Source organism: Rhizobium sp. G187 (assembly GCF_051549525.1).
Taxonomy (GTDB): domain Bacteria; phylum Pseudomonadota; class Alphaproteobacteria; order Rhizobiales; family Rhizobiaceae; genus Allorhizobium.
This window is the reverse complement of record NZ_JBPUGM010000004.1, coordinates 132,763-152,678: the sequence shown is the minus strand read 5'-3', so window position 1 is coordinate 152,678 and position 19,916 is coordinate 132,763. Positions and strand designations below refer to the sequence as shown.

Genomic DNA, 19,916 nt, shown 5'->3' with positions numbered 1-19,916 from the left:
GGGACTGGTCAAACCCCTAGTGGGCATGTATAAGCCCGCCAAAATCAGAGTTTGCGACAGGTTCTGTCCGGCTTCTAAGAGGCCGCTAATCCTGGTTTGCACCGTCACGTGGAGTAACGAAAATGGCTGTACCGAAGAGAAAAACAAGCCCGTCCAAGCGCGGTATGCGCCGCTCTGCAGACGCCTTGAAGGTTCCGACCTATGTCGAAGACAAGAATTCCGGCGAACTGCGCCGTCCGCACCATATCGATCTGAAGACCGGTATGTATCGCGGTCGCCAGGTGCTGACCCCGAAGGAAAGCGCATAATTCAGGCGCATTTTCTTGTTGTATAAGGCCGGCTATATGCCGGCCTTTTGCTTTTTTAACGCAAGCATCGTTACAGTGTGCGGCAGAACGCCGCCGATCGGGTCGGCATCCACAAGCTGAAGGATTGCAGATGTTCGTTGCCGTGCCGCTGATGCTGATACCGTTTGTCTTCTACAACATCGTGATGTTCGGTCCTGGTGTCCAAGCTTTCGCTGGAAACCTTGCGGCTGTTCCGATGCTCTCCGGTGCCATATGGACCGTCACACTTGGAGATATGCTGGTGCTGACGGCACTTATCGTTCTGTTCGTGGAAGTGTTGAAGGCGACGATGAGCAGTCGTCATTCCCTTCTCAATCACATGCTGTCGATGCTGGTTTTCATTGCGTTCCTTGTGGAGTTCCTGCTCGTGCGGGACGCTGCAACGCAGCTGTTCTTCAGCCTGATGGTTATTGCTCTCATCGATGTGGTTGCCGGTTTCACGATTTCCAACAGAACGGCAACCCGCGATATTTCCATCGGTCTCTAATCTGCTTGCAGGAGCGCAAGCGGGGATTGCGGCGGACGCGATCCGCCGCAGATCTTTCAAAGATTGTCGAGTTTGTTCTGCAGGGAGCGCAGCTGCTCCTTCAGGTCGTCAATGTCCTTGGCCTCGGCCTTGCGGCTTTCCTTGGCCGGCTGTTGTCCGGCCACGAAGGGCGAAAACATCTGCATTGCCTGATGGAACATTTCGGTATTGCGCTTGACCTGCTCTTCCATCAGCTGGATCGGCATTTGCAGGTTCTTCGATAGCGGGTTATCGCCGAAAGCCCTGGTTACCTGCTCGCGCATCTGGCTTTGCTGTTCTGTAAAGGCTTTCATCGAATGTTCGAGAAAGCTTGGCACCACCATCTGCATCTGGTCGCCGTAATAGCCGATCAGCTGACGAAGGAAGGAAATCGGAAGCAAGGTATTGCCGGTCTTGGATTCCTGCTCGAAGATGATCTGGGTCAGAACGGAATGCGTGATGTCCTCGCCGGACTTCGCATCCTGTACAACGAAATCCTCGCCCTTCTTGACCATCTTGGCCAGGTCTTCCAACGTGACGTATGTGCTGGTCCCGGTGTTGTAGAGGCGTCGATTGGCGTATTTCTTGATCGTGATTTCGCCATCGGCTTTGGCCATTGCGGTCTCCTAACCCGTCGTTTTTCGGTTATTTTTGCTCTTCCCAGCGACGAATGTAAGCGCAAATGAAGCCCGGTGACAATCTCTTTGTGCAATGCACGAAGAGCAATTGATGTTTGTCATGGCAGTGCAACCAAAGAAGGAAGCGCGGGCTTTTATCTCGTTTGACACCGGTGGAAGTCTTTGTCAGTTTCTTCTCAACCATAACGCATCGGAGGATACGTCCATGACCACCCCGTCCATCGTCATTGCCAGCGCCGCCAGAACGGCCGTCGGCTCTTTCAACGGTGCATTGTCGAGTGTTGCGGCGCATGATCTTGGTGCGATCGTGCTGAAGGGCGTGCTCGAACGCGCAGGTGTCGAGGCCGGCGAAGTGGACGAGGTGATCCTGGGCCAGATCCTGACGGCTGGCCAAGGCCAGAATCCTGCTCGACAGGCGGCGATCAAGGCCGGCATTCCGCAGGAGGCGACCGCCTGGGGGCTCAATCAGCTTTGCGGGTCCGGCCTGCGCGCTGTCGCCATCGGTATGCAACAAATTGCTACCGGTGATGCGAGGATCATCATTGCGGGCGGCCAGGAATCGATGTCGATGGCGCCACATTGCGCACATCTGCGAAATGGCACCAAGATGGGTGACCTGAAGCTGGTCGACACCATGATCAAAGATGGCCTGACCGATGCCTTTTACGGTTACCATATGGGCACGACCGCTGAAAATGTCGCCCGCCAATGGCAACTGAGCCGCGATGAGCAGGATGCCTTCGCCGTTGCCTCGCAGAACAAGGCCGAGGCAGCCCAGGTCGCGGGACGGTTCAAGGACGAGATCGTGTCGGTCACAGTGCCCGGTCGCAAAGGCGACGTGATCGTCGATCAAGACGAATACATTCGCATGGGCGCCACGCTCGAAAGCATGCAGAAGCTGAAGCCTGCCTTCGACAAGGAAGGCTCGGTAACCGCTGGTAACGCATCGGGCATCAATGATGGCGCCGCAGCTGCTCTTCTCATGACGGAAGCCGAAGCCTCGCGGCGCGGGATTGTCCCGCTCGCTCGCATCGCCTCGTGGGCAACGGCTGGCGTTGATCCGAAAATCATGGGCACCGGGCCGATCCCGGCCTCGCGCAAGGCGCTTGAAAAGGCCGGCTGGAAGATCGGCGACCTGGATCTCGTCGAAGCTAACGAAGCGTTTGCTGCCCAGGCCTGCGCAGTGAACAAGGATCTTGGTTGGGACACCTCGATCGTCAACGTCAATGGTGGCGCGATCGCGATCGGCCATCCGGTTGGGGCTTCGGGTGCCCGTATTCTCAACACGCTGCTGTTTGAGATGAAGCGCCGCGGCGCCAAGAAGGGACTTGCGACGCTCTGCATCGGTGGCGGCATGGGTGTCGCCATGTGCCTCGAGGCTTTCTGATACCGGGCCGGCGATGAAGCCAGCTTACCCTCAAACAATCATTTGCCCTCCTGGCGAATAGCCAGGAAGGGCGAGGCATGCCGGAGCGACGGGAAGCGGCTCGGCGTGACCCAGATGGGACAGTTTAAACAAACAAAAGGGGAGGACGGGCATGAGCAGAGTGGCTTTGGTAACCGGAGGAACGCGCGGCATTGGTGCCGCGATTTCGGTGGCGCTGAAGGCGGCGGGCTACAAGGTGGCCGCCAATTTCGCCGGGAATGAAGAAAAGGCGAAGGCCTTCGAGAGCGAAACCGGAATTCCGGTCTTCAAATGGGACGTGTCTAACTATCAGTCCTGCGTAGACGGGATTGCTGCTGTCGAGGCGGCTCTTGGCCCGGTCGAAGTGCTCGTCAACAATGCGGGGATCACCCGTGATGCGATGTTCCACAAGATGACGCCTGAGCAATGGGGGGAGGTGGTCAACACCAATCTCACAGGCCTGTTCAACATGACACATCCAATCTGGGGCGGCATGCGGGACCGGAACTTCGGGCGCGTCATCAATATCTCCTCGATCAACGGCCAGAAGGGTCAGATGGGGCAGGCGAACTATTCCGCTGCGAAAGCCGGCGATCTCGGTTTCACAAAGGCGCTGGCGCAGGAGGGGGCGGCCAAGGGAATCACCGTCAATGCCATCTGCCCAGGTTATATTGGAACTGAAATGGTCCGTGCGATCCCCGAGAAGGTACTGGCCGAGCGGATTATTCCGCAGATCCCCGTCGGTCGGCTTGGAGAGCCTGAAGAGATTGCGCGTTGCGTCGTTTTCCTTGCCTCCGACGATGCGGGCTTCATCACTGGTTCAACGATCTCCGCCAATGGTGGGCAGTTCTTCGTTTGATCTGGACAGATCGAAAACCGATAGGCACATCGGTTTTCGATCGTCAGGCTCAAGCGTTAACACGAGTAGATATCAGTCCTGCCGCAGGCGTTAATTTCCACAGTGATCTGTGGTTAGCCGATTCCAAAATCACAATATCTAGCGGTGAACGAAACCGGAATATCCCTATGTCTGCGATTCGGGCCGGCTTCGTTCCGGCTTTGATCGAAGTGTTAATGCACGCATGAAAAAGGCTGCCGATCCATGAGATCGGCAGCCTTTTTTGAGTGTGTTATACGCTTAGCGGCAGCGTGCTTCGTAGGTGCGGCCGTAACGATCGCGATAGACGCAGTAGCCACGGCGTTCCTGCGAGTTGCCGATCAGAGCGCCAGCGACACCACCCACTGCTGCGCCAACGGCTGCGCCGCGGACATTGCCGGTGGCCACGCCACCAATGATGGCGCCACCTGCGGCACCGACGGATGCACCGCGTTCCGTGGCAGTGCAGGCTGCGAGAGGGGCAATCAGGGCTACTGCCAGAAAGATCTTTTTCATGGTCCTAAACCTTATGAGAGTGACGTTAGATTCGACCCATCAACATCAGGATGATGAGGATGAGCAGTACGAGCCCCAGGCCCCCTGACGGACCGTAGCCCCAGCTGCGGCTATGACCCCAGCTCGGAAGTGCCCCGATCAGCAACAGAATCAAAATTACGATGAGAATTGTAGACATTTATGGCCCTCTCCTTCGACTTGGTGAAACTCACCTCGTGTGCTGGATGAACGCGAGCCCTGTTTTTTTGTTCCATCGCGTCAAACGGTTGCTTGGCAAGCGCTGACAAACCCAGCCGCGCCCATACCGATGCCGTGCTGAGATGTGTTTCATGTATCGCTGGCTTGGATCTGATCTCCAGGGATCGCACGAATGTCTCAATGATACGCTCCGTCTTGCGCTGGTGCTCGACCATCGGCAGGTGACCGCAATTGCCGAGGATGACTGTTTGCGTCTGCGGCAGCAGCTTTGAGACGCGCAACTGATGTGCGGGCGGGACGATAGCGTCATTGGCGCCTACTATGTTCAAGACCGGTGCCGAAATCGTCGTCAGTCCGTGCAGCAGCGTCGTGGATGACATGAAACGGATGCAAGCCGCGATGTCTTCCGGCCGGGCTTGCAGCAGATCTTTGCGGACACCTTCCATCGCGGCAACCGCCCGCTCATCCTGCCATGGGCATGCACGATCGAAAACGCATTCCAGTGAACCCCAGCGGAATTGCTCCTGGGTCGAAATCCAGCGCAGGAAAAACTGTCGAAACAGGAACGGGCCGATTTTTGGAATGCGGAGAAGCTTTGCCGGCAGGCGTTCCTGCCCCTCAAAGCGTCCGCATGCAAACGCGCCCATCAGGATGACGGCGTGGACGAGGTCGGGATGATGCATGGCGATCAGCAAGGAAACGAAACCGCCCGTCGAATGGCCGATCAGGGTGACCGAACGGCCATCAAAATCCCGCCTGATCGCCTCCGCGTAAGCGTCGGCAACGGCCTTCGCGTCGAAGTGAATACCCGGCGCTGGAAGTTGCCATGGATGATGACCCGGTAGGGGGTAAGCGGCGGCACGTCCTTGTCGGGCAACCTCTGGCGCGTAGGTTGCCCAAAAGGATGGCGCCATGACCATCCCATGAATGAACACGAAGTCCTTCCCGCCGGCTTGGGCGGAGATCCATTCGGGTTGGGGAGGCGACAGTTTCATGAGGCAATCCTTTCCGCCCGGAACGTCCGGTAGGAAGGCGAGGTTCCATCGCGCGCAATCTGTCGTTTATTCTCGTACTCTGTCTCGGAAGCTGGAACTCGGGAACAAAGCACGAATCCGGTCGAGTCATCGATTCGTCTCCGTTTCGTTCGCCCGCTGTTCCTTGCCGGTGATGTCGCATTGTGTGTGCAGGCGCTCGATGTTTTTGGTCGAAGGCGGCCAAAATAACCTTGCCTTTGCCGAACTTCATGGCCATGTGTCTCGACACTGGTGCCGGATCCTCGACGAGGTGGATGGCCCGACGAGCGGAGCGTTCATTGAACAGCCATCCCATGATCTTAAGTGGTCGCAGCGTTACTGCAGTGCTGGGGCCGACGAATACGGGCAAGACACACTTCGCCATCGATCGCATGGTTGCGCATGGTTCGGGCATGATCGGTCTGCCCCTTAGGTTGCTCGCGCGCGAAGTTTACACGCGGGTGGTCGAGCGCGTTGGTGTCAAGAATGTCGCCCTGATTACGGGCGAGGAGAAGATCACCCCTCCTAATGCGCGCTTTTCGGTCTGCACGGTAGAGGCCTTGCCACGCGAGACCAAAGTAGCCTTTGTCGCGATCGACGAGATCCAGCTTGCCGGCGATCTCGAGCGTGGTCACATCTTTACCGACCGGCTCCTGCATCTGCGCGGACGCGAGGAGACATTGCTGCTGGGTTCGGCGACCATGAAGCCGATCCTGCTTCAGCTCCTGCCCGGCATAACCGTCGTCGAACGGCCGCGCCTGTCGCAACTCTTTTATGCCGGACAGAAGAAGATCACCCGCCTGCCGCAGCGGACGGCAATCGTCGCCTTCTCTGCCGACGAGGTCTATGCGATCGCGGAACTCATCCGGCGCCAACGGGGTGGTGCTGCAGTTGTGCTTGGGGCGCTCAGCCCGCGCACCCGCAATGCGCAGGTTGGTCTCTACCAGGAGGGCGATGTGGACTACCTGGTTGCGACGGATGCAATCGGTATGGGCCTTAATCTCGATGTCGATCACGTTGCCTTTGCTCAGGATCGAAAATTTGACGGTTATCAGTTCCGCAATCTCAATCCCGGCGAACTTGGACAGATCGCGGGTCGCGCCGGTCGGCATGTCAAGGATGGTACCTTTGGGGTGACCGGTCGTGTTGATCCCCTGGATGATGAACTCGTGGAGCGGCTCGAAACGCATCAGTTCGATCCGGTCAAGGTCTTGCAATGGCGCACGGAGCGGTTCGATTTCTCCTCCGTCGCGGCCCTGCAGCGGAGCCTGGATGCGACGCCGCGTGTCGAGGGGCTAACGCGGGCGCTGCCGGCGACGGACCAGCAGTCGCTCGAATATCTATCGCGCTATCCGGAGGTGTCCGATATCACCGACCGGCCGGAGCGCGTCGAAAAATTGTGGGAGGCCTGTGCCTTGCCCGACTATCGGCGTATTACACCGGCACAGCATGCTGATCTGATTCAGAGCCTCTACTTCGATCTTGTTCGACGAGGGACGGTGAATGAGGATTTCCTGGCCGAGCAGGTTCGCAGAGCGGATCGCACGGATGGAGAGATTGACACGTTGTCGGCGCGTATTGCGCAGATAAGAACTTGGACATACGTGTCGAATCGGCCCGGTTGGCTTGCCGATCCGACACACTGGCAAGAAAAGACGCGGGAAATCGAGGACCGATTATCCGATGCGTTACATGAACGGTTGACGAAACGCTTTGTTGACCGCAGGACATCTGTGCTCATGAAGCGCTTGAGAGAGAATGCGATGTTGGAAGCTGAAATCAGTGTGAACGGTGACGTCTTCGTAGAAGGCCATGCCATGGGGCAACTCTCCGGGTTCCGGTTCACGCCGATCTCCGGTGGCGAGGGGCCGGACGCGAAGGCCGTGCAGACTGCTGCACACAAGGCGCTGGCGCTGGAGTTCGAAGCGCGGGCTGCCCGTCTGCATGCTTCCGGCAACGGTGATTTTGCCATTGGTTCTGACGGTGTCGTCCGTTGGCTCGGCGATCCCATCGCGCGTCTGATCGGGACCGATCATGTTCTTCATCCGCGGGTCCTCCTGCTTGCTGACGAGCAGCTTACCGGTAATGCCCGTGATCACGTGGCTGCCCGTGTCGAGCGCTTTGTCAATCATCACATCTCGACCGTCCTGAAGCCGCTCGACGATCTGTCCCGCGCGGAGGATCTTCAGGGTCTTGCCAAGGGTCTCGCTTTCCAGCTCGTCGAGAACCTTGGTGTGCTTTTCCGCCGCGACGTTGCTGACGATGTGAAGTCGCTTGACCAGGACGGTCGCGCCTCGATGCGTCGCTATGGCGTTCGCTTCGGTGCCTATCACATCTTCATGCCGGCACTGCTGAAGCCGGCGCCAGCCGAGATGATCACGCTGCTCTGGGCTTTGAAAAATGACGGCTTGGACAAGCCGGGCTACGGCGATCTCATTCCGGTTCTGGCGGCAGGGCGGACCTCCGTTGTCACCGATGCAAACTTTGAGCGCACATTCTACAAGCTGGCTGGCTTCCGCTTCCTCGGCAAGCGGGCCGTGCGTATCGACATTCTCGAGCGCCTGGCTGATCTGATCCGGCCTTTGTTGCAGTGGAAACCGGGTTCTGGCTCGCGCCCGGACGGCGCCTATGACGGCCGCCGCTTCACCGCGACGACGGCAATGTTGTCCATTCTCGGTGCGACGCCAGATGATATGGAAGAGATCCTGAAGGGTCTCGGTTATCGTGCAGACAGCGTTTCTCCTGAAGAAGCAGCTGCCCACCTGTCGGCCCAGGGTGGCGTTGCTGCCGCTGCTGTTCAGGCAGAACCTGCGGAAGCTGCTGGCGATGATAGCGCCGATGATGCCGATCCGTCGAGCGACGAGCCTCAGGCCGAAGCGTCGGCCGCGCCGGTTGAAGCTACGGCTGAGGCCGCAATGGATGCCGGGTCAGTTGCTTCCGGGGCTGCGGAAACCGCGGAACCGAAGCCTGTGCTGCTGTGGCGCCCCGGCGGTCGCGGCGATACCCAGCGCAGCGGTGGACGCCCGACGGGCGATCGCCGGCCGCAGGGTCAGGGCCGTCGCAACGAAGGCGGGGAAGCGCGCGTTGAAGGACAGCGTGACGAGCGCCGTCGTGATGGTGGACGCAATGAGAAGCCGGAAGGTGGCCGTGGCAAATTCGCCGGCAAGGGCGATCGCCAGGACCGCGGCAATGGCGGTGATCGCAAGGATCGTGGACCCCGTCCGGATCGTGATAGCGGTCGGCCACAGGGTGGCCAGCGCTTTGAAGCCAAGCCGCCGCGCAAGGAGAAGCCGATCGATCCGGATTCGCCTTTCGCCAAGCTCGCCGCTCTGAAGGATCAATTGAAGAAGTAGCCATGGACGACGATCAGCCAAAATCCGGTTCGCGCCAGCGCATCGACAAATGGCTGTTCTTCGCCCGTGTGGCAAAATCACGCAGCCTCGCGCAAGAGCGCGTGGCGTCGGGGCATGTGCGCGTCAACGGCAAGCCGGTGCGTCAGCCCAGTCATCAGCTCAAGGCGGGTGATAGACTGGATATCTCAATGCCTGAGCGCGAGCTCATCCTGGTCGTGAAGCTGCCGGGAGAACGGCGCGGGCCCTATGAGGAGGCCCGACTGCTCTACGAAGACCTGACACCGCCACCGGTGAGAAAGGAATTCTCGCCCTTCGAGCAGGGTATACGTCCGGCGGGTGCTGGTCGACCGACCAAAAAGGAGCGCCGGGCGCTCGAAGAGCTGCGCGCTCCCTTCGACGGCGATGTCGATTAGAAATTTTGCCCACCTGCCGGAAAAATGAGAATTGTTATCCTTGCCTTGGCCAGAATAACGCAGTAGCTCACATCGCTATCCAACAAGAACGGTTCAAACCTATTCGATCGTTTCTGTTGCGCGGTCCACAGGTGCCCCTCGGGTGTGTCGATGGCCCCGCGTCGGTTGTTTGAGAACGTCATTCTGGAGTGCCGCATGACCTATATCGTCACTGACAATTGCATTCGCTGCAAATATACCGACTGCGTCGAGGTATGCCCCGTCGATTGCTTTTATGAGGGCGAAAACTTCCTCGTCATCCATCCGGACGAATGCATTGACTGCGGCGTCTGCGAACCTGAATGTCCCGCAGAGGCGATCAAGCCCGACACAGAACCGGGTCTCGACAAGTGGCTCAAGATCAATGCGGACTACGCGAAGATCTGGCCGAATATCACGGTCAAGAAGGACCCGATGCCAGAAGCCAAGGAAATGGACGGCGTCGACGGCAAGTTCGAACAGTATTTCTCGGAAAATCCGGGCTCGGGCGATTAAGGTTCATCGCAGTCCGGGTTCCCCTATCAAGCGATTCGTGCTCATTTTTCCGTCACACGGCCTCCTTCTGGTGCCATCTGTGCCCGCTTTGTGACGCGATGCAGTAAAATATTGATTTCCGCATCTTTTTGTGTTAGGGTCCAGAAACTGTTCCACTTTGCGGCATAGTTGTGCCCAGAACCATCACGAAAGCAACTTCACCTTTGCCTCGAATTACGTGAGATCGGGCGACACTTCGTGTCGCTTTATCATCGCGGCAAGCGTGATGTTCAGCTGTGTCGCACTGGAGCAGGATGTGTCGACGTATTCGAGACATCTCATCCGGGCCTGACCGACCCGGCGGCCGGCACCCACGCCGGAGCAAAACAGGGAGTGTTTGATTAGAATGACGACCCAGCAGCAGAAGAAGAATTCCTCGGCACGCCACGGCTTCAAGACCGGCGAGTCGATCGTATACCCCGCTCATGGCGTGGGTACCATCACCGCCATCGATGAGCAAGAAGTCGCCGGCATGAAGCTTGAGCTTTTTGTGATCGATTTCGAAAAAGACAAGATGCGTCTTAAGGTTCCGGTCGCAAAGGCTGTGAGCATCGGTATGCGCAAGCTGTCCGAAACCGATTTCGTAGACCGCGCCCTGAAGGTCGTGCAGGGTAAGGCGCGCGTCAAGCGCACCATGTGGTCGCGTCGCGCCCAGGAATATGATCAGAAGATCAATTCCGGCGATCTGATCTCGATCGCCGAGGTTGTTCGTGATCTCTACCGTGCGGAAAACCAGCCGGAACAGTCTTACTCTGAGCGCCAGCTTTACGAAGCAGCGCTTGATCGCATGGCTCGTGAAATCGCCGCTGTGAACAAGATGTCTGAAACCGAAGCTGTTCGCCTCGTCGAGGTAAATCTCGCCAAGGGTCCGAAGCGCGGCAAGACCATTGACGAAGACGACTCCCAGGAAGAAGCTGCATAAGCTTGATCCAATACAGGTCATCCAAAAAACCTCCGGTGAAAGCCGGAGGTTTTTTTGTGCCTGATTGCCGGTGATGCGGGCCCGAAGTGCTGATCCGATAGAGTTTACGGACTTCCCCCCTTGAGAGGGAAGGGCAAAAAAGAACCCCGCCGGAGCGGGGTTCGATATGCCTCAAAGCGTGTCCGGTTAGTCCCGGTTTCCGAGGAAGCGCAGGAGGAACAGGAAGAGGTTGATGAAATCGAGATAGAGACGCAGCGCGCCCATGATGGCCTTGCGGCCAGCAGTCTCAGCTCCATCGGCCTCGTAGTAGGCTTCCTTGATCGACTGCGTATCCCAGGCGGTGAGGCCAGCAAAGATCAGAACGCCGGCCGCCGAAATCGCGAAATCCAGTGCGGACGACGCGAGGAACAGATTGACGAGCGATGCAATGATCAAGCCAAACAGGCCCATCACCATGAACGAGCCCATTGCGGACAGGCTACGCTTGGTCGTGTAACCATAGAGAGACAGCGCTCCAAAGGAGGCTGCCGTCACGAAGAAGGTCTGCACGATGCTGGCGCCCGTGTAGACGAGGAAGATGGACGACAGGGACAGTCCCATCAGGGCTGCGTAGATCCAGAACGTGGTCTGGGCGGCCGCGACGCTCATCTTTTCGATGCGGAAGCTCAGGAAAAAGACCATGGCAAGCGGCGCCAGCATGACCACCCAGCGCAGCGGCGATCCATAAATCGCCTGAGCGAAGGCAGGGCTCGATACGGCCATCTGGAATGTAGCGAAAGCCGCGACGCCAGTGATGGCGAGGCCGAGTGCCATCAGGTTGTACACCTTGAGCATATAGGCGCGCAGACCTTCGTCGATCATCGTGGCCGACTGGGCGTTCCCCGTCCGGCTTTGATAGTTGCGAAGTTCAGACATGATTTCCTCTTTCAAAGCTTCGATGTTGTACGGCGGAGCAAAACTCCTGCGCCGCTGCGAAGCCCAGCATGCGTATCTCCAATATGAGATGTCCCCCGCCTGTCGGCAAGGCCCTTCACCTTAAAACGGCGTAATGCTTGTCGGGCGCGTTCAGAGCTCCCTGAGAACCGGGGCCGCCTTCTGTCCCAGAATGCGCCATGTGCCTGCGAGACCAATGCCGATCGTCACGACGAGCGCAATCACGATCGTCGAGACTGCAACGTCTGGCAAGAATGCGGATGGGAGTTTCATGATCCGGGTCAGGACAAACCAGGCAATGCCACCGCCGGATGCCAGCGCGAAGACGGCTGTGGCAGTGCCAAGTAGCATGTATTCGTAGGTGAAGGCACGGATCAGCATGGCCCGGGTAGCCCCGAGGGTCTTGAGAATGACGGCGTCATGGGTGCGGGCTCTGTTTCCGGCCGCCAGTGCACCGGAGAGGACCAGTACGGAGGCGATCAGGGCTATAGCAGCAGCCGCACGGATCGCGGTGGCAAGCTGGCCGACCAACTTATCGACGACCTCGATCGCATCCTTCACCCGGACTGTTGTGATCGTCGGGAACTGCTGGGTGACTGAGCGCAGGATCGTGGCTTCATCGCCGGCCGTCGCTTCGCCGTCGATCAACGTAGCGAGCCAGGCATGGGGTGCGCCTGCAAACGTGTTCGGCGAGAAGATCATGACGAAATTCATCGACAGACTTTCCCACTGCACCTTGCGGAAGTTTGCGAGCCTTGCCGTGATGTTGCGACCGAGCACGTTGACGGTGATGGTGTCGCCAATCTTCAGGCCGAGTTCACGCCCTTCCTCCTCGGAAAAAGAGACAAGCGGTTCGCCCGCATAGTCCGCAGGCCACCATTCTCCCTCCGCCAGCGAACTGTTTTCGGGAAGGTTGCGAGCATAGGTCAGTCCTCGGTCACCGCGCAGCACCCAGCGACCTTCCGGCGGCACGTCGACCTTCGCGACGTCGATGCCGTTCAACTCGAGCACCCGTCCCCGCAGCATTGGGACTTCAATCAGCTTGCCTTTGGGTGAAAGACCTTCGACCACTTGCCGGAAGCGCTCGACTTCACTGCCCTGGATGTCGACGAAGAAGAAGTTGGGTGCCCTTTCGGGCAGGTTACCGGTAAGTTCCCGGCGCAGATTACCGTCGATCAGAGCAAGCGCCACGAGCAGGCTGAGGCCCAGGCCGAGCGAAAGGGTCACCGCAGGTGTCAGGGCGCCCGGGCGGTGGATATTGCCAACCGCAAGGCGCAGGGCAGCCGAGTTGATGCGCGGGCTGCGCTTGGCGGCAAGTGCGATCAGATAGGCGACCAAGCGTAACAGCACAAAGCCGGCTGCCATAGCTGCCAAGAAGATCGTCGCGATGCGTTGCTGTTCCGAGGTAAAGATGGCCAGCGCCGCCATGGCGCCGAGGGCCAATACCATGGTGACGATGTAGGGCCATGGTGCGAGGCCGCTTTCCTCGAAGCCTTGCTCGCGAAACAGCGCTGTCGCGGGCACGCGACGCGCATGGCCAAGCGGCAGGATGGCAAAAGCAAAGGTCACCAGAAGCCCAAAGATACCGGCGAGCAAGAGCGCACGGGGATACAGGGTGAATTCGGTTGAGATGGGTAGTACGCCCTGAAGGTAGCTCGCCGTAATCATGGGTGCGATGGCGCCAAGCACAAGGCCGAGAGCTATGCCGAGTGTGGCGACGAGTGTGATCTGAATGAGGTAGACCATCACGACCACGGAGGCCGGAGCGCCGACGCATTTCAGTGTTGCGATCACCGTCCGCTTGGAATCGAGGAAGGCACGGACCGCATTGGCTACACCTACGCCGCCAACGATCAATGCGGTCAAACCAACCAAGGTCAGGAACTGGGAGAAACGTTCGACGTTCTCGGCAAGGGCAGGTGCTGCACGGTCGCTGGCCCGGATTGACCAGCCTGCGGCCGGGAAGTCGCGCTCCGCCTCCGTCCGGATGGCAGCTGCGCTCTGGTCGGGGTTCTCGAACCGGATCTTATAGGCATGTTCCACCAGGCTGCCGGTCGCGATGAGCCCGCTTGCGCGCAAAGCGTCACGGCTGGTCAGGAAGCGGGGGGCGAAGCCGAAGCCGTCCGAGATGGCATCCGGTTCGTTGGCGATTGTGCCGGTAATGCGGAAGCGGGCGTTGCCGACCAGCAGGTCGTCGCCGACCTTGATGTTCATGCGCTCCAGCAGAAGGGGTGCCACGAGGGCGCCGTAGACATCCCCCTCGGGCGCGAGCAACTCATTCAGAGGGCGGTCGGGCTCTGCGGTGAGACGACCATAGAGAGGATAGGCCTGGTCGACAGCCTTGATTTCGACCAGTGATTGGTCCGAACCATCGGCGAGACGTGCCATGGATCTGAGATTGGTCGACACCGAGACATCACCGAAGCGCTCCAGAAAGGCGCGTTCCTCCGCCGTCGTTTCGCGATTGTCCAGTTCGAAGCGCATATCCCCCGCAAGCAGCGTCCTGCCTTCGGACGAGATCGCGTTCGTAATTGCACCGGATACGGAATTGACCGCTGCAATTGCGCCTGTTCCAAGCGCGATACAGGCGAGAAAGATGTAGAAGCCCTTGAGGCCACCACGCAGTTCGCGGAGCGCAATTCGAAGGGCGACGGACAAGCGGGTCAATGAGCCCGTCATGCCGGCACCGGGGTGCGATGCGAGGCTTCGGACTGGCTGTCGCCGGCAATCGTGCCGGAAGCGACGCGGATCTGCCTTGAGCAACGGGCTGCCAGAGACGGATCATGGGTGACGAGCACGAGCGTCATCGCGCGTTCCTTCTGCTTGGCAAACAGCAGGTCAGCAATCTGTCGGCCCGTATCCGTGTCGAGATTGCCGGTCGGTTCATCGGCAATGAGGACGGCCGGGGAGGGAGCGAGCGCGCGCGCAATCGCCACGCGCTGTTGCTCCCCGCCGGAAAGTTGACCGGGATAGTGGCTCAGTCGTTCGCCAAGGCCGACGGCCTCAAGCTCTGCGCGGGCAATGTCGAAGGCATTGCGCACATTGGCAAGCTCCAGCGGAACGGCGACATTCTCAAGCGCTGTCATGTTGGCGATCAGGTGAAAGGACTGAAAGACGATGCCGATGTTCTTGCCGCGAAAATCGGCCAGTCGATCCTCGCTCAATGTGTGCAGCGGCGTTCCGCGCAGGTTTATCTCACCGCTGTCCAATCGTTCCAGGCCGGCAAGCACCATCAGCAGCGTCGACTTGCCCGAGCCAGACGGCCCGACAATGCCCACGGCTTCGCCCTCCGCGATCGAAAGATCGATGTTTTTCAAAACATGCACGGAGGCGGCGGCATTGCCCAGGGTGAGATCGGCGCTTTTCAGTTCGATGATGGTGTTTCTCACACGCGGGCATCCTATATCACTGGAAACAAGGGTCGCCGCCTGTCCAGACTGAAGGGGCGACACTGACGCAATCTAGGAAAGGCACCATGAGTTTTAAAGCAGCGCTGCTTCATTTCGCCGTGATCCTGACGGGCATTCTTACCGGCGCAACCGGTGCTTCAGCCCAAAGCCTTCAACTTGTCGGGTTCGGCGATAGCCTGATGGCCGGTTATCAGCTGCCTCAGGAAGATGCGCTGCCCGCGCAGTTGCAGCGAAAACTTGCCGAGAAAGGGCATGAGCTTTCCATTACCAATGCAGGGGTCTCGGGAGATACGACGTCAGGCGGTTTGTCGCGCGTCGACTGGTCGGTCCCTGATGGTACGGATGGTGTTATCCTCGAACTCGGCGCCAACGACGCCCTGCGTGGCGTCCCACCCGATCAGACGGAACGTAACCTCGAGCAGATCATCACGCAGCTGAAGGCGCGCGGCATCCCGGTCTTTCTCGTCGGCATGATGGCGCCACCCAATATGGGCGAGGATTACGGCCAGAAATTCAACGCAATCTATCCGCGCCTTGCCGAAAAGCATCAGTTGCCGCTCTATCCCTTCATCATGGAGGGCGTGATCACCGAACGTTCCCTGCTGCTGGAGGATGGCATGCATCCGAACACAAAAGGTCTCGACCTGATTTCCACGCGGATGCTGCCTCTCGTCGAGACTTGGGTGAAGACGATTGAGGGTAACCAGAATTAGGCTCTTGCGCGTCCGAGCCTTGCGTGATTCGCTGTGAGCATCTGCAAAAGATTCGAGGAACTCTCCATGCCGAGATTGTTCACTGCCCTCGAAATTCCGCGCAATGCGGCGATGAGCCTTTCATTGTTGCGCGGCGGCCTTCCCGGCGGTCGCTGGATCGATGTTGAGAACTACCACATCACCCTGCGGTTTATCGGCGATGTCGATGGTCGGACCGCAGACGAGATTGTCGATCGGCTCGATCGTATCGACAGGCCTGAATTCTCTCTCTCGTTGAATGGTGTCGGGTCGTTTGGATCGAAAAAACCGCATTCAATCTGGGCCGGCGTTTCTCCGGCACCCGAGATGTTTGCCCTGCAGGCCGAAATCGAACGCATCTGCCAGCGGATCGGTCTGCCGCCGGATCCACGCCGATTCTCGCCCCATGTGACGCTTGCACGGTTGAAGGCCTCACGGGTTGAGGACGTCGTGCACTACATGGCCGGTCGCGGCGATTTCAGCACTGTTCCGTTCACGGTTTCCCGCTTCGTGCTCCTATCCTCGAAAGAGTCGGTCGGAGGTGGGCCCTATCTGACCGAAGAAGTTTTCCCGCTTCACGAGGCGGTATCGCGCCCCGTGCTTTCCAGCAGTGCCTCACACCCGGCAAAGAGCATGGTATAGACGCTCCGGAACCCGTCGGCCGCGCCATAGTACGGGTCTGGTACATCTTCTTGAGTCCCATGGCAGGCTTGGCTGAAAAGCTCGACTCTGGCTATGCTGTCTTTGGGTGCCAATGCCCTGAGCCGCGCAAGATTGCTGCTGTCCATGGCAAGGATTAACTCATAGCGTCGAAAGTCGTCGAGGCTCAAATGCCGGGCGCGTTGGCGCGATATGTCGATACCGTGTTGTCTGGCAACGTGGATTGACCGAGGATCCGGCGGGTCGCCGGCATGCCAGCCACCGAGGCCCGCAGATCCAATGCTCTCGTCGTCATGGGCTGCGCCGCAGAGATGGCGGTAGATTCCTTCGGCAAGGGGAGAGCGGCAGATATTGCCAAGGCAGACGAACAGGACGGATGGCTTGGGCATGGATCATTCCGGAAATTCAGGAGACCAAGATGCGATACGAGAAACTCGATCCGGCGGCAATCGCCGCGCGCCTTGCAGGAATGGAAGGATGGGCCATTTGCCGCGACGGAGCCGCTCTGGAAAAGCACTTCATCTTTCGGGATTTTCGTCGGGCCTTTGCCTTCATGGCCGAATCCGCACTTGCGGCAGAGCACCTTGATCACCATCCGGAGTGGTTTAACGTCTATCGCAAAGTCCACGTGACACTAACGACTCATGACGCTGGCGGGATTACCGAGTTGGATTTCAAGCTTGCCTTGATGATGGACCGGGCGGCCGGCGGCAATTCCGGCCATTGAATTTCACCCTGTGTCTTCACATATGGTTGATCGGCAGCAACAAGGATCGACGGTCATGGATGACGTGAAAATCGGTGAAATCCTGCTTCCTGGCGACGAGGCGACCCAGGAAAAGCAGGAGCAGAAAGTGCGTGACCGCTTCTGGCCGACCTTTCGCAAGGCGGCTCGGCGCATCCCGTTTTCGCGTGATGTGGTGGCTGCCTATTACTGTGCCGTTGACCGTGAAACGCCCTTGCGCGTGCGGGGTACGTTGCTTGCAGCGCTTGCCTATTTTGTCATGCCGATTGATGTTGTTCCGGACGTTCTGGCCGTTGTCGGCTTCACCGACGATATCGCGGTGCTGACGACTGCGCTTGCCATGATCAACAAGCACATCAAGGAGCGCCATTACGATGCTGCCGATGATGTCCTTGCGGATGTCCCAGAGGGCGAAGGTCCGACGGCATCACGCACATGATCGGTCAAAGCGGGAAAACGGGCGTAAGCCCAATTCTCGCCTAATTCTTTCCTTCTACATCTCGCAACGGCTGCAAGGCCGATGTGTGGATCTTGCCGAACGGGATGACCGTGGCTCGGGATTGCGACATCAAATTGGATCCCGTTCACGGTTTGGTAAGGTAAATTAAGTCAAACTGAACACAGTTTTTGGCGATGCGCGTCCAACCATCGGGTCGGGCGCTGGATGGAAACAACCGGCAGGAAGACATGTTCGTAAGAAGTAGCGTAACCGCACTGGCACTCATCCTGGCGAGCAGCGGGCTCGCAAATGCTCAATCGCCGACGAGGATCGAGCAGTTCAAGGCCTGGGGCGCCTACTCCTACAAGTCCAACGGCGGCACCGTTTGCTACGTGCTGTCCGTTCCGACGACAAAGGAGCCGGCCAGCGTCAATCACGGCGATATCTTCTTCGTCGTCTCGCAGCGCCCCGGTCAGAACATTTCATATGAGCCACAGGCCATGATGGGATATCCGATGAAGGGTGATTCCAAGGTCAATGTGACGATCGACGACAAGAATTTCGTGATGTTCGTCAAGGACAGTTCGGCCTGGGTTGAGAATGCTGCGGAAGAGCCCGCTCTCGTCGCTGCGATGAAGAATGGCTCCTCGATGACCGTGAAGGCTGTTTCGTCGCGCGGCACCGCCACCAATTACAGCTATTCGCTGTCCGGCATTTCGGCTGCCCTGCAGAAGATTCAGAACTGCAAGTAAGCTCTTTGCACAGCGATTGATGATCGGGGCCGGCATTGCCGGCCCCGTTTCCGTTTGGCCGCCGGCTTGCCGAAGTCGCCCGGGGTGACGAAACGGAAAAAAGCTGCTATTGGCCGCTGAAACTCGGACGCGTGGCCTGTCCAGCGTCCTCAAACCCGTATCCATGCAGTGCCAGAGTTGAGCCGCTCCTGCCGAGCAGGGTTCGAGATATGGCCAAGAGGTCTGAACATGACTGTCACCGTGACGCTTCCTGAACGCACGCAGACGATCGTCGCTCCCCGCGCTTCCGCTGGTGGCGAGAAGCCGAGTTTGATTGGCCTTAACCGAGACGATCTCGGCGCGGCTCTGCGTGACAAGGGTGTGCCGGAAAAGCAGATCAAGATGCGTGTCGCGCAGATCTGGAACTGGCTCTACGTGCGGGGTGTTTCCGACTTCGACCACATGGCGAATGTCTCAAAGGACATGCGCGAAATGCTGAAGACGCATTTTACCATCGCGCGCCCCGAGATCGTCGAGGAACAGGTGTCCAACGACGGCACCCGCAAGTGGCTGCTGCGGTTTCCGCCGCGCGGTGCCGGTCGCCCGGTCGAGGTCGAAAGCGTCTACATCCCCGAAGAAGGCCGCGGCACGCTCTGCATTTCGAGCCAGGTCGGCTGCACGCTCACCTGTTCATTCTGTCATACCGGCACCCAGAAGCTGGTTCGCAATCTAACGGCGGAAGAGATCCTGTCGCAGCTCCTCTTGGCTCGTGACCGTCTTGGAGACTTCCCGGATCGTGACACGCCCGTGGGTGCCATGGTGCCGTCTAGCGATCGAAAGATTACCAATATTGTCATGATGGGGATGGGTGAACCTCTCTATAATTTCGAAGAGGTGAAGACCGCTTTGCTGATCGCGTCGGATGGTGATGGTCTTTCGCTGTCCAGACGCCGCATCACGCTGTCGACCTCGGGTGTCGTTCCCGAGATTTATCGCACCGGCGAAGAGATTGGCGTCATGCTGGCGATCTCGCTGCATGCCGTACGTGACGAGTTGCGTGACATGTTGGTGCCGATCAACAAGAAGTATCCGCTGAAGGAGTTGATCGAAGCCTGTCGGAACTATCCGGGCGTGTCCAATGCCCGCCGCATCACCTTTGAATATGTGATGCTGAAGGACGTCAATGACAGTCTGGAAGATGCCAAGGGCCTGATCCAGCTGTTGAAGGGGGTTCCGGCGAAGATCAATCTGATCCCGTTCAATCCCTGGCCTGGCACCAACTATCAGTGTTCCGACTGGGCGCAGATCGAGAAATTCGCCGATTTCATCAATTCGGCCGGTTTCGCGTCTCCGATCCGCACACCGCGTGGGCGTGATATCTTGGCTGCCTGTGGCCAGCTGAAGTCGGAATCCGAGCGCATGCGCAAGACCGAGCGTCTGGCGTTTGAGGCGATGATGATCGCAAATCACGGCGAAGACGACGATTGAGTTTCGGCGGGACGGGAGT

The 19,916-nt window shown here is 58.7% G+C and carries 22 protein-coding genes; 14 read left to right on the top strand and 8 right to left on the bottom strand.

The annotated features are described in order from the left end of the window. The first annotated feature begins 122 nt into the window (after positions 1 to 122). Positions 123 to 308: a 50S ribosomal protein L32 gene (gene rpmF, locus ACSV9I_RS13330; RefSeq protein ID WP_054157942.1), complete on the top strand. Its 186-nt coding sequence runs from the start codon at positions 123 to 125 to the stop codon at positions 306 to 308. A 130-nt stretch (positions 309 to 438) separates the two neighbouring features. Then, entirely contained in the window at positions 439 to 834 is a 396-nt protein-coding gene (locus ACSV9I_RS13325) for a hypothetical protein (RefSeq protein WP_054157941.1), read from the top strand. 56 nt (positions 835 to 890) lie between these two features. On the opposite strand, the gene phaR is transcribed toward ACSV9I_RS13325, so the two are convergent. Beyond that, positions 891 to 1,469, bottom strand: a complete 579-nt coding sequence (phaR, locus tag ACSV9I_RS13320; protein ID WP_054157940.1) for a polyhydroxyalkanoate synthesis repressor PhaR — start codon at positions 1,467 to 1,469, stop codon at positions 891 to 893. 226 nt (positions 1,470 to 1,695) lie between these two features. Here phaR and ACSV9I_RS13315 point away from each other — a divergent pair, with 226 nt between their 5' ends. Together ACSV9I_RS13315 and ACSV9I_RS13310 are read left to right on the top strand one after the other, a co-directional pair. After that, the gene (locus ACSV9I_RS13315; RefSeq protein ID WP_054158081.1) at positions 1,696 to 2,877 is read left to right on the top strand and encodes an acetyl-CoA C-acetyltransferase; all 1,182 of its coding nucleotides are present in this window, start codon (positions 1,696 to 1,698) and stop codon (positions 2,875 to 2,877) included. A gap of 151 nt (positions 2,878 to 3,028) precedes the next feature. Beyond that, positions 3,029 to 3,754 (top strand): beta-ketoacyl-ACP reductase, encoded by a 726-nt coding sequence (locus ACSV9I_RS13310; RefSeq protein WP_054157939.1) that lies wholly within the window; start codon positions 3,029 to 3,031, stop codon positions 3,752 to 3,754. 279 nt (positions 3,755 to 4,033) lie between these two features. On the opposite strand, the gene ACSV9I_RS13305 is transcribed toward ACSV9I_RS13310, so the two are convergent. Genes ACSV9I_RS13305 through ACSV9I_RS13295 form a run of 3 tightly spaced genes read right to left on the bottom strand, consistent with a single transcriptional unit; the run spans position 4,034 to position 5,481 of the window. After that, on the bottom strand, positions 4,034 to 4,288 hold the full coding sequence (locus ACSV9I_RS13305) for a glycine zipper domain-containing protein (protein WP_054157938.1): 255 nt from the start codon (positions 4,286 to 4,288) through the stop codon (positions 4,034 to 4,036). A gap of 25 nt (positions 4,289 to 4,313) precedes the next feature. After that, a complete protein-coding gene (locus ACSV9I_RS13300; RefSeq protein ID WP_082352474.1) occupies positions 4,314 to 4,466 on the bottom strand; it encodes a DUF3309 family protein in 153 nt (50 codons plus the stop codon). Further along, positions 4,399 to 5,481: an alpha/beta fold hydrolase gene (locus ACSV9I_RS13295; RefSeq protein ID WP_438329247.1), complete on the bottom strand. Its 1,083-nt coding sequence runs from the start codon at positions 5,479 to 5,481 to the stop codon at positions 4,399 to 4,401. Before ACSV9I_RS13295 ends, ACSV9I_RS13300 begins: the two co-directional genes overlap by 68 nt. A 332-nt stretch (positions 5,482 to 5,813) precedes the next feature. On the opposite strand from ACSV9I_RS13295, the gene ACSV9I_RS13290 reads away from it, so the two are divergent. The 4 genes from ACSV9I_RS13290 to ACSV9I_RS13275 all read left to right on the top strand — a co-directional run bounded on the left by ACSV9I_RS13290 (position 5,814) and on the right by ACSV9I_RS13275 (position 10,760). Next, positions 5,814 to 8,852 (top strand): helicase-related protein, encoded by a 3,039-nt coding sequence (locus tag ACSV9I_RS13290; RefSeq protein ID WP_438329651.1) that lies wholly within the window; start codon positions 5,814 to 5,816, stop codon positions 8,850 to 8,852. A gap of 2 nt (positions 8,853 to 8,854) precedes the next feature. Continuing rightward, on the top strand, positions 8,855 to 9,265 hold the full coding sequence (locus ACSV9I_RS13285; RefSeq protein ID WP_438329246.1) for an RNA-binding S4 domain-containing protein: 411 nt from the start codon (positions 8,855 to 8,857) through the stop codon (positions 9,263 to 9,265). A 195-nt stretch (positions 9,266 to 9,460) separates the two neighbouring features. Continuing rightward, positions 9,461 to 9,799 (top strand): ferredoxin FdxA, encoded by a 339-nt coding sequence (fdxA, locus tag ACSV9I_RS13280; protein ID WP_438329245.1) that lies wholly within the window; start codon positions 9,461 to 9,463, stop codon positions 9,797 to 9,799. Between the two features lie 385 nt (positions 9,800 to 10,184). Next, a complete protein-coding gene (locus ACSV9I_RS13275; RefSeq protein WP_054157932.1) occupies positions 10,185 to 10,760 on the top strand; it encodes a CarD family transcriptional regulator in 576 nt (191 codons plus the stop codon). 186 nt (positions 10,761 to 10,946) lie between these two features. Here ACSV9I_RS13275 and ACSV9I_RS13270 read toward each other — a convergent pair whose 3' ends face one another. The 3 genes from ACSV9I_RS13270 to ACSV9I_RS13260 form a co-directional block, all read right to left on the bottom strand. After that, complete coding sequence (locus ACSV9I_RS13270) at positions 10,947 to 11,675, bottom strand: Bax inhibitor-1/YccA family protein (protein WP_054157931.1); 729 nt, start codon at positions 11,673 to 11,675, stop codon at positions 10,947 to 10,949. A 150-nt stretch (positions 11,676 to 11,825) separates the two neighbouring features. Beyond that, positions 11,826 to 14,372, bottom strand: coding sequence for an ABC transporter permease (locus tag ACSV9I_RS13265; RefSeq protein ID WP_438329244.1), 2,547 nt, complete (start codon positions 14,370 to 14,372; stop codon positions 11,826 to 11,828). Next, positions 14,369 to 15,082 (bottom strand): ABC transporter ATP-binding protein, encoded by a 714-nt coding sequence (locus tag ACSV9I_RS13260; protein ID WP_438329243.1) that lies wholly within the window; start codon positions 15,080 to 15,082, stop codon positions 14,369 to 14,371. Before ACSV9I_RS13260 ends, ACSV9I_RS13265 begins: the two co-directional genes overlap by 4 nt. 86 nt (positions 15,083 to 15,168) lie before the next feature. On the opposite strand from ACSV9I_RS13260, the gene ACSV9I_RS13255 reads away from it, so the two are divergent. After that, positions 15,169 to 15,816, top strand: a complete 648-nt coding sequence (locus ACSV9I_RS13255) for an arylesterase (protein WP_438329242.1) — start codon at positions 15,169 to 15,171, stop codon at positions 15,814 to 15,816. Between the two features lie 66 nt (positions 15,817 to 15,882). Then, entirely contained in the window at positions 15,883 to 16,476 is a 594-nt protein-coding gene (gene thpR, locus ACSV9I_RS13250; RefSeq protein ID WP_438329241.1) for an RNA 2',3'-cyclic phosphodiesterase, read from the top strand. Here thpR and ACSV9I_RS13245 read toward each other — a convergent pair. Continuing rightward, positions 16,410 to 16,883 (bottom strand): low molecular weight protein-tyrosine-phosphatase, encoded by a 474-nt coding sequence (locus tag ACSV9I_RS13245; protein ID WP_438329240.1) that lies wholly within the window; start codon positions 16,881 to 16,883, stop codon positions 16,410 to 16,412. The genes thpR and ACSV9I_RS13245 overlap by 67 nt on opposite strands. A gap of 29 nt (positions 16,884 to 16,912) precedes the next feature. On the opposite strand from ACSV9I_RS13245, the gene ACSV9I_RS13240 reads away from it, so the two are divergent. The 4 genes from ACSV9I_RS13240 to rlmN all read left to right on the top strand — a co-directional run bounded on the left by ACSV9I_RS13240 (position 16,913) and on the right by rlmN (position 19,897). Further along, on the top strand, positions 16,913 to 17,221 hold the full coding sequence (locus ACSV9I_RS13240; protein WP_438329239.1) for a 4a-hydroxytetrahydrobiopterin dehydratase: 309 nt from the start codon (positions 16,913 to 16,915) through the stop codon (positions 17,219 to 17,221). A 55-nt stretch (positions 17,222 to 17,276) separates the two neighbouring features. Beyond that, positions 17,277 to 17,678 (top strand): YkvA family protein, encoded by a 402-nt coding sequence (locus ACSV9I_RS13235; protein ID WP_054158079.1) that lies wholly within the window; start codon positions 17,277 to 17,279, stop codon positions 17,676 to 17,678. Positions 17,679 to 17,926: 248 nt separating this feature from the next. Further along, positions 17,927 to 18,430 carry an invasion associated locus B family protein gene (locus tag ACSV9I_RS13230; RefSeq protein ID WP_054158078.1) on the top strand — a complete coding sequence of 168 codons (504 nt, stop codon included), beginning with the start codon at positions 17,927 to 17,929 and terminating at the stop codon, positions 18,428 to 18,430. Positions 18,431 to 18,658: 228 nt separating this feature from the next. Beyond that, positions 18,659 to 19,897: a 23S rRNA (adenine(2503)-C(2))-methyltransferase RlmN gene (gene rlmN / locus ACSV9I_RS13225; RefSeq protein ID WP_438329238.1), complete on the top strand. Its 1,239-nt coding sequence runs from the start codon at positions 18,659 to 18,661 to the stop codon at positions 19,895 to 19,897. Positions 19,898 to 19,916 lie beyond the last annotated feature (19 nt).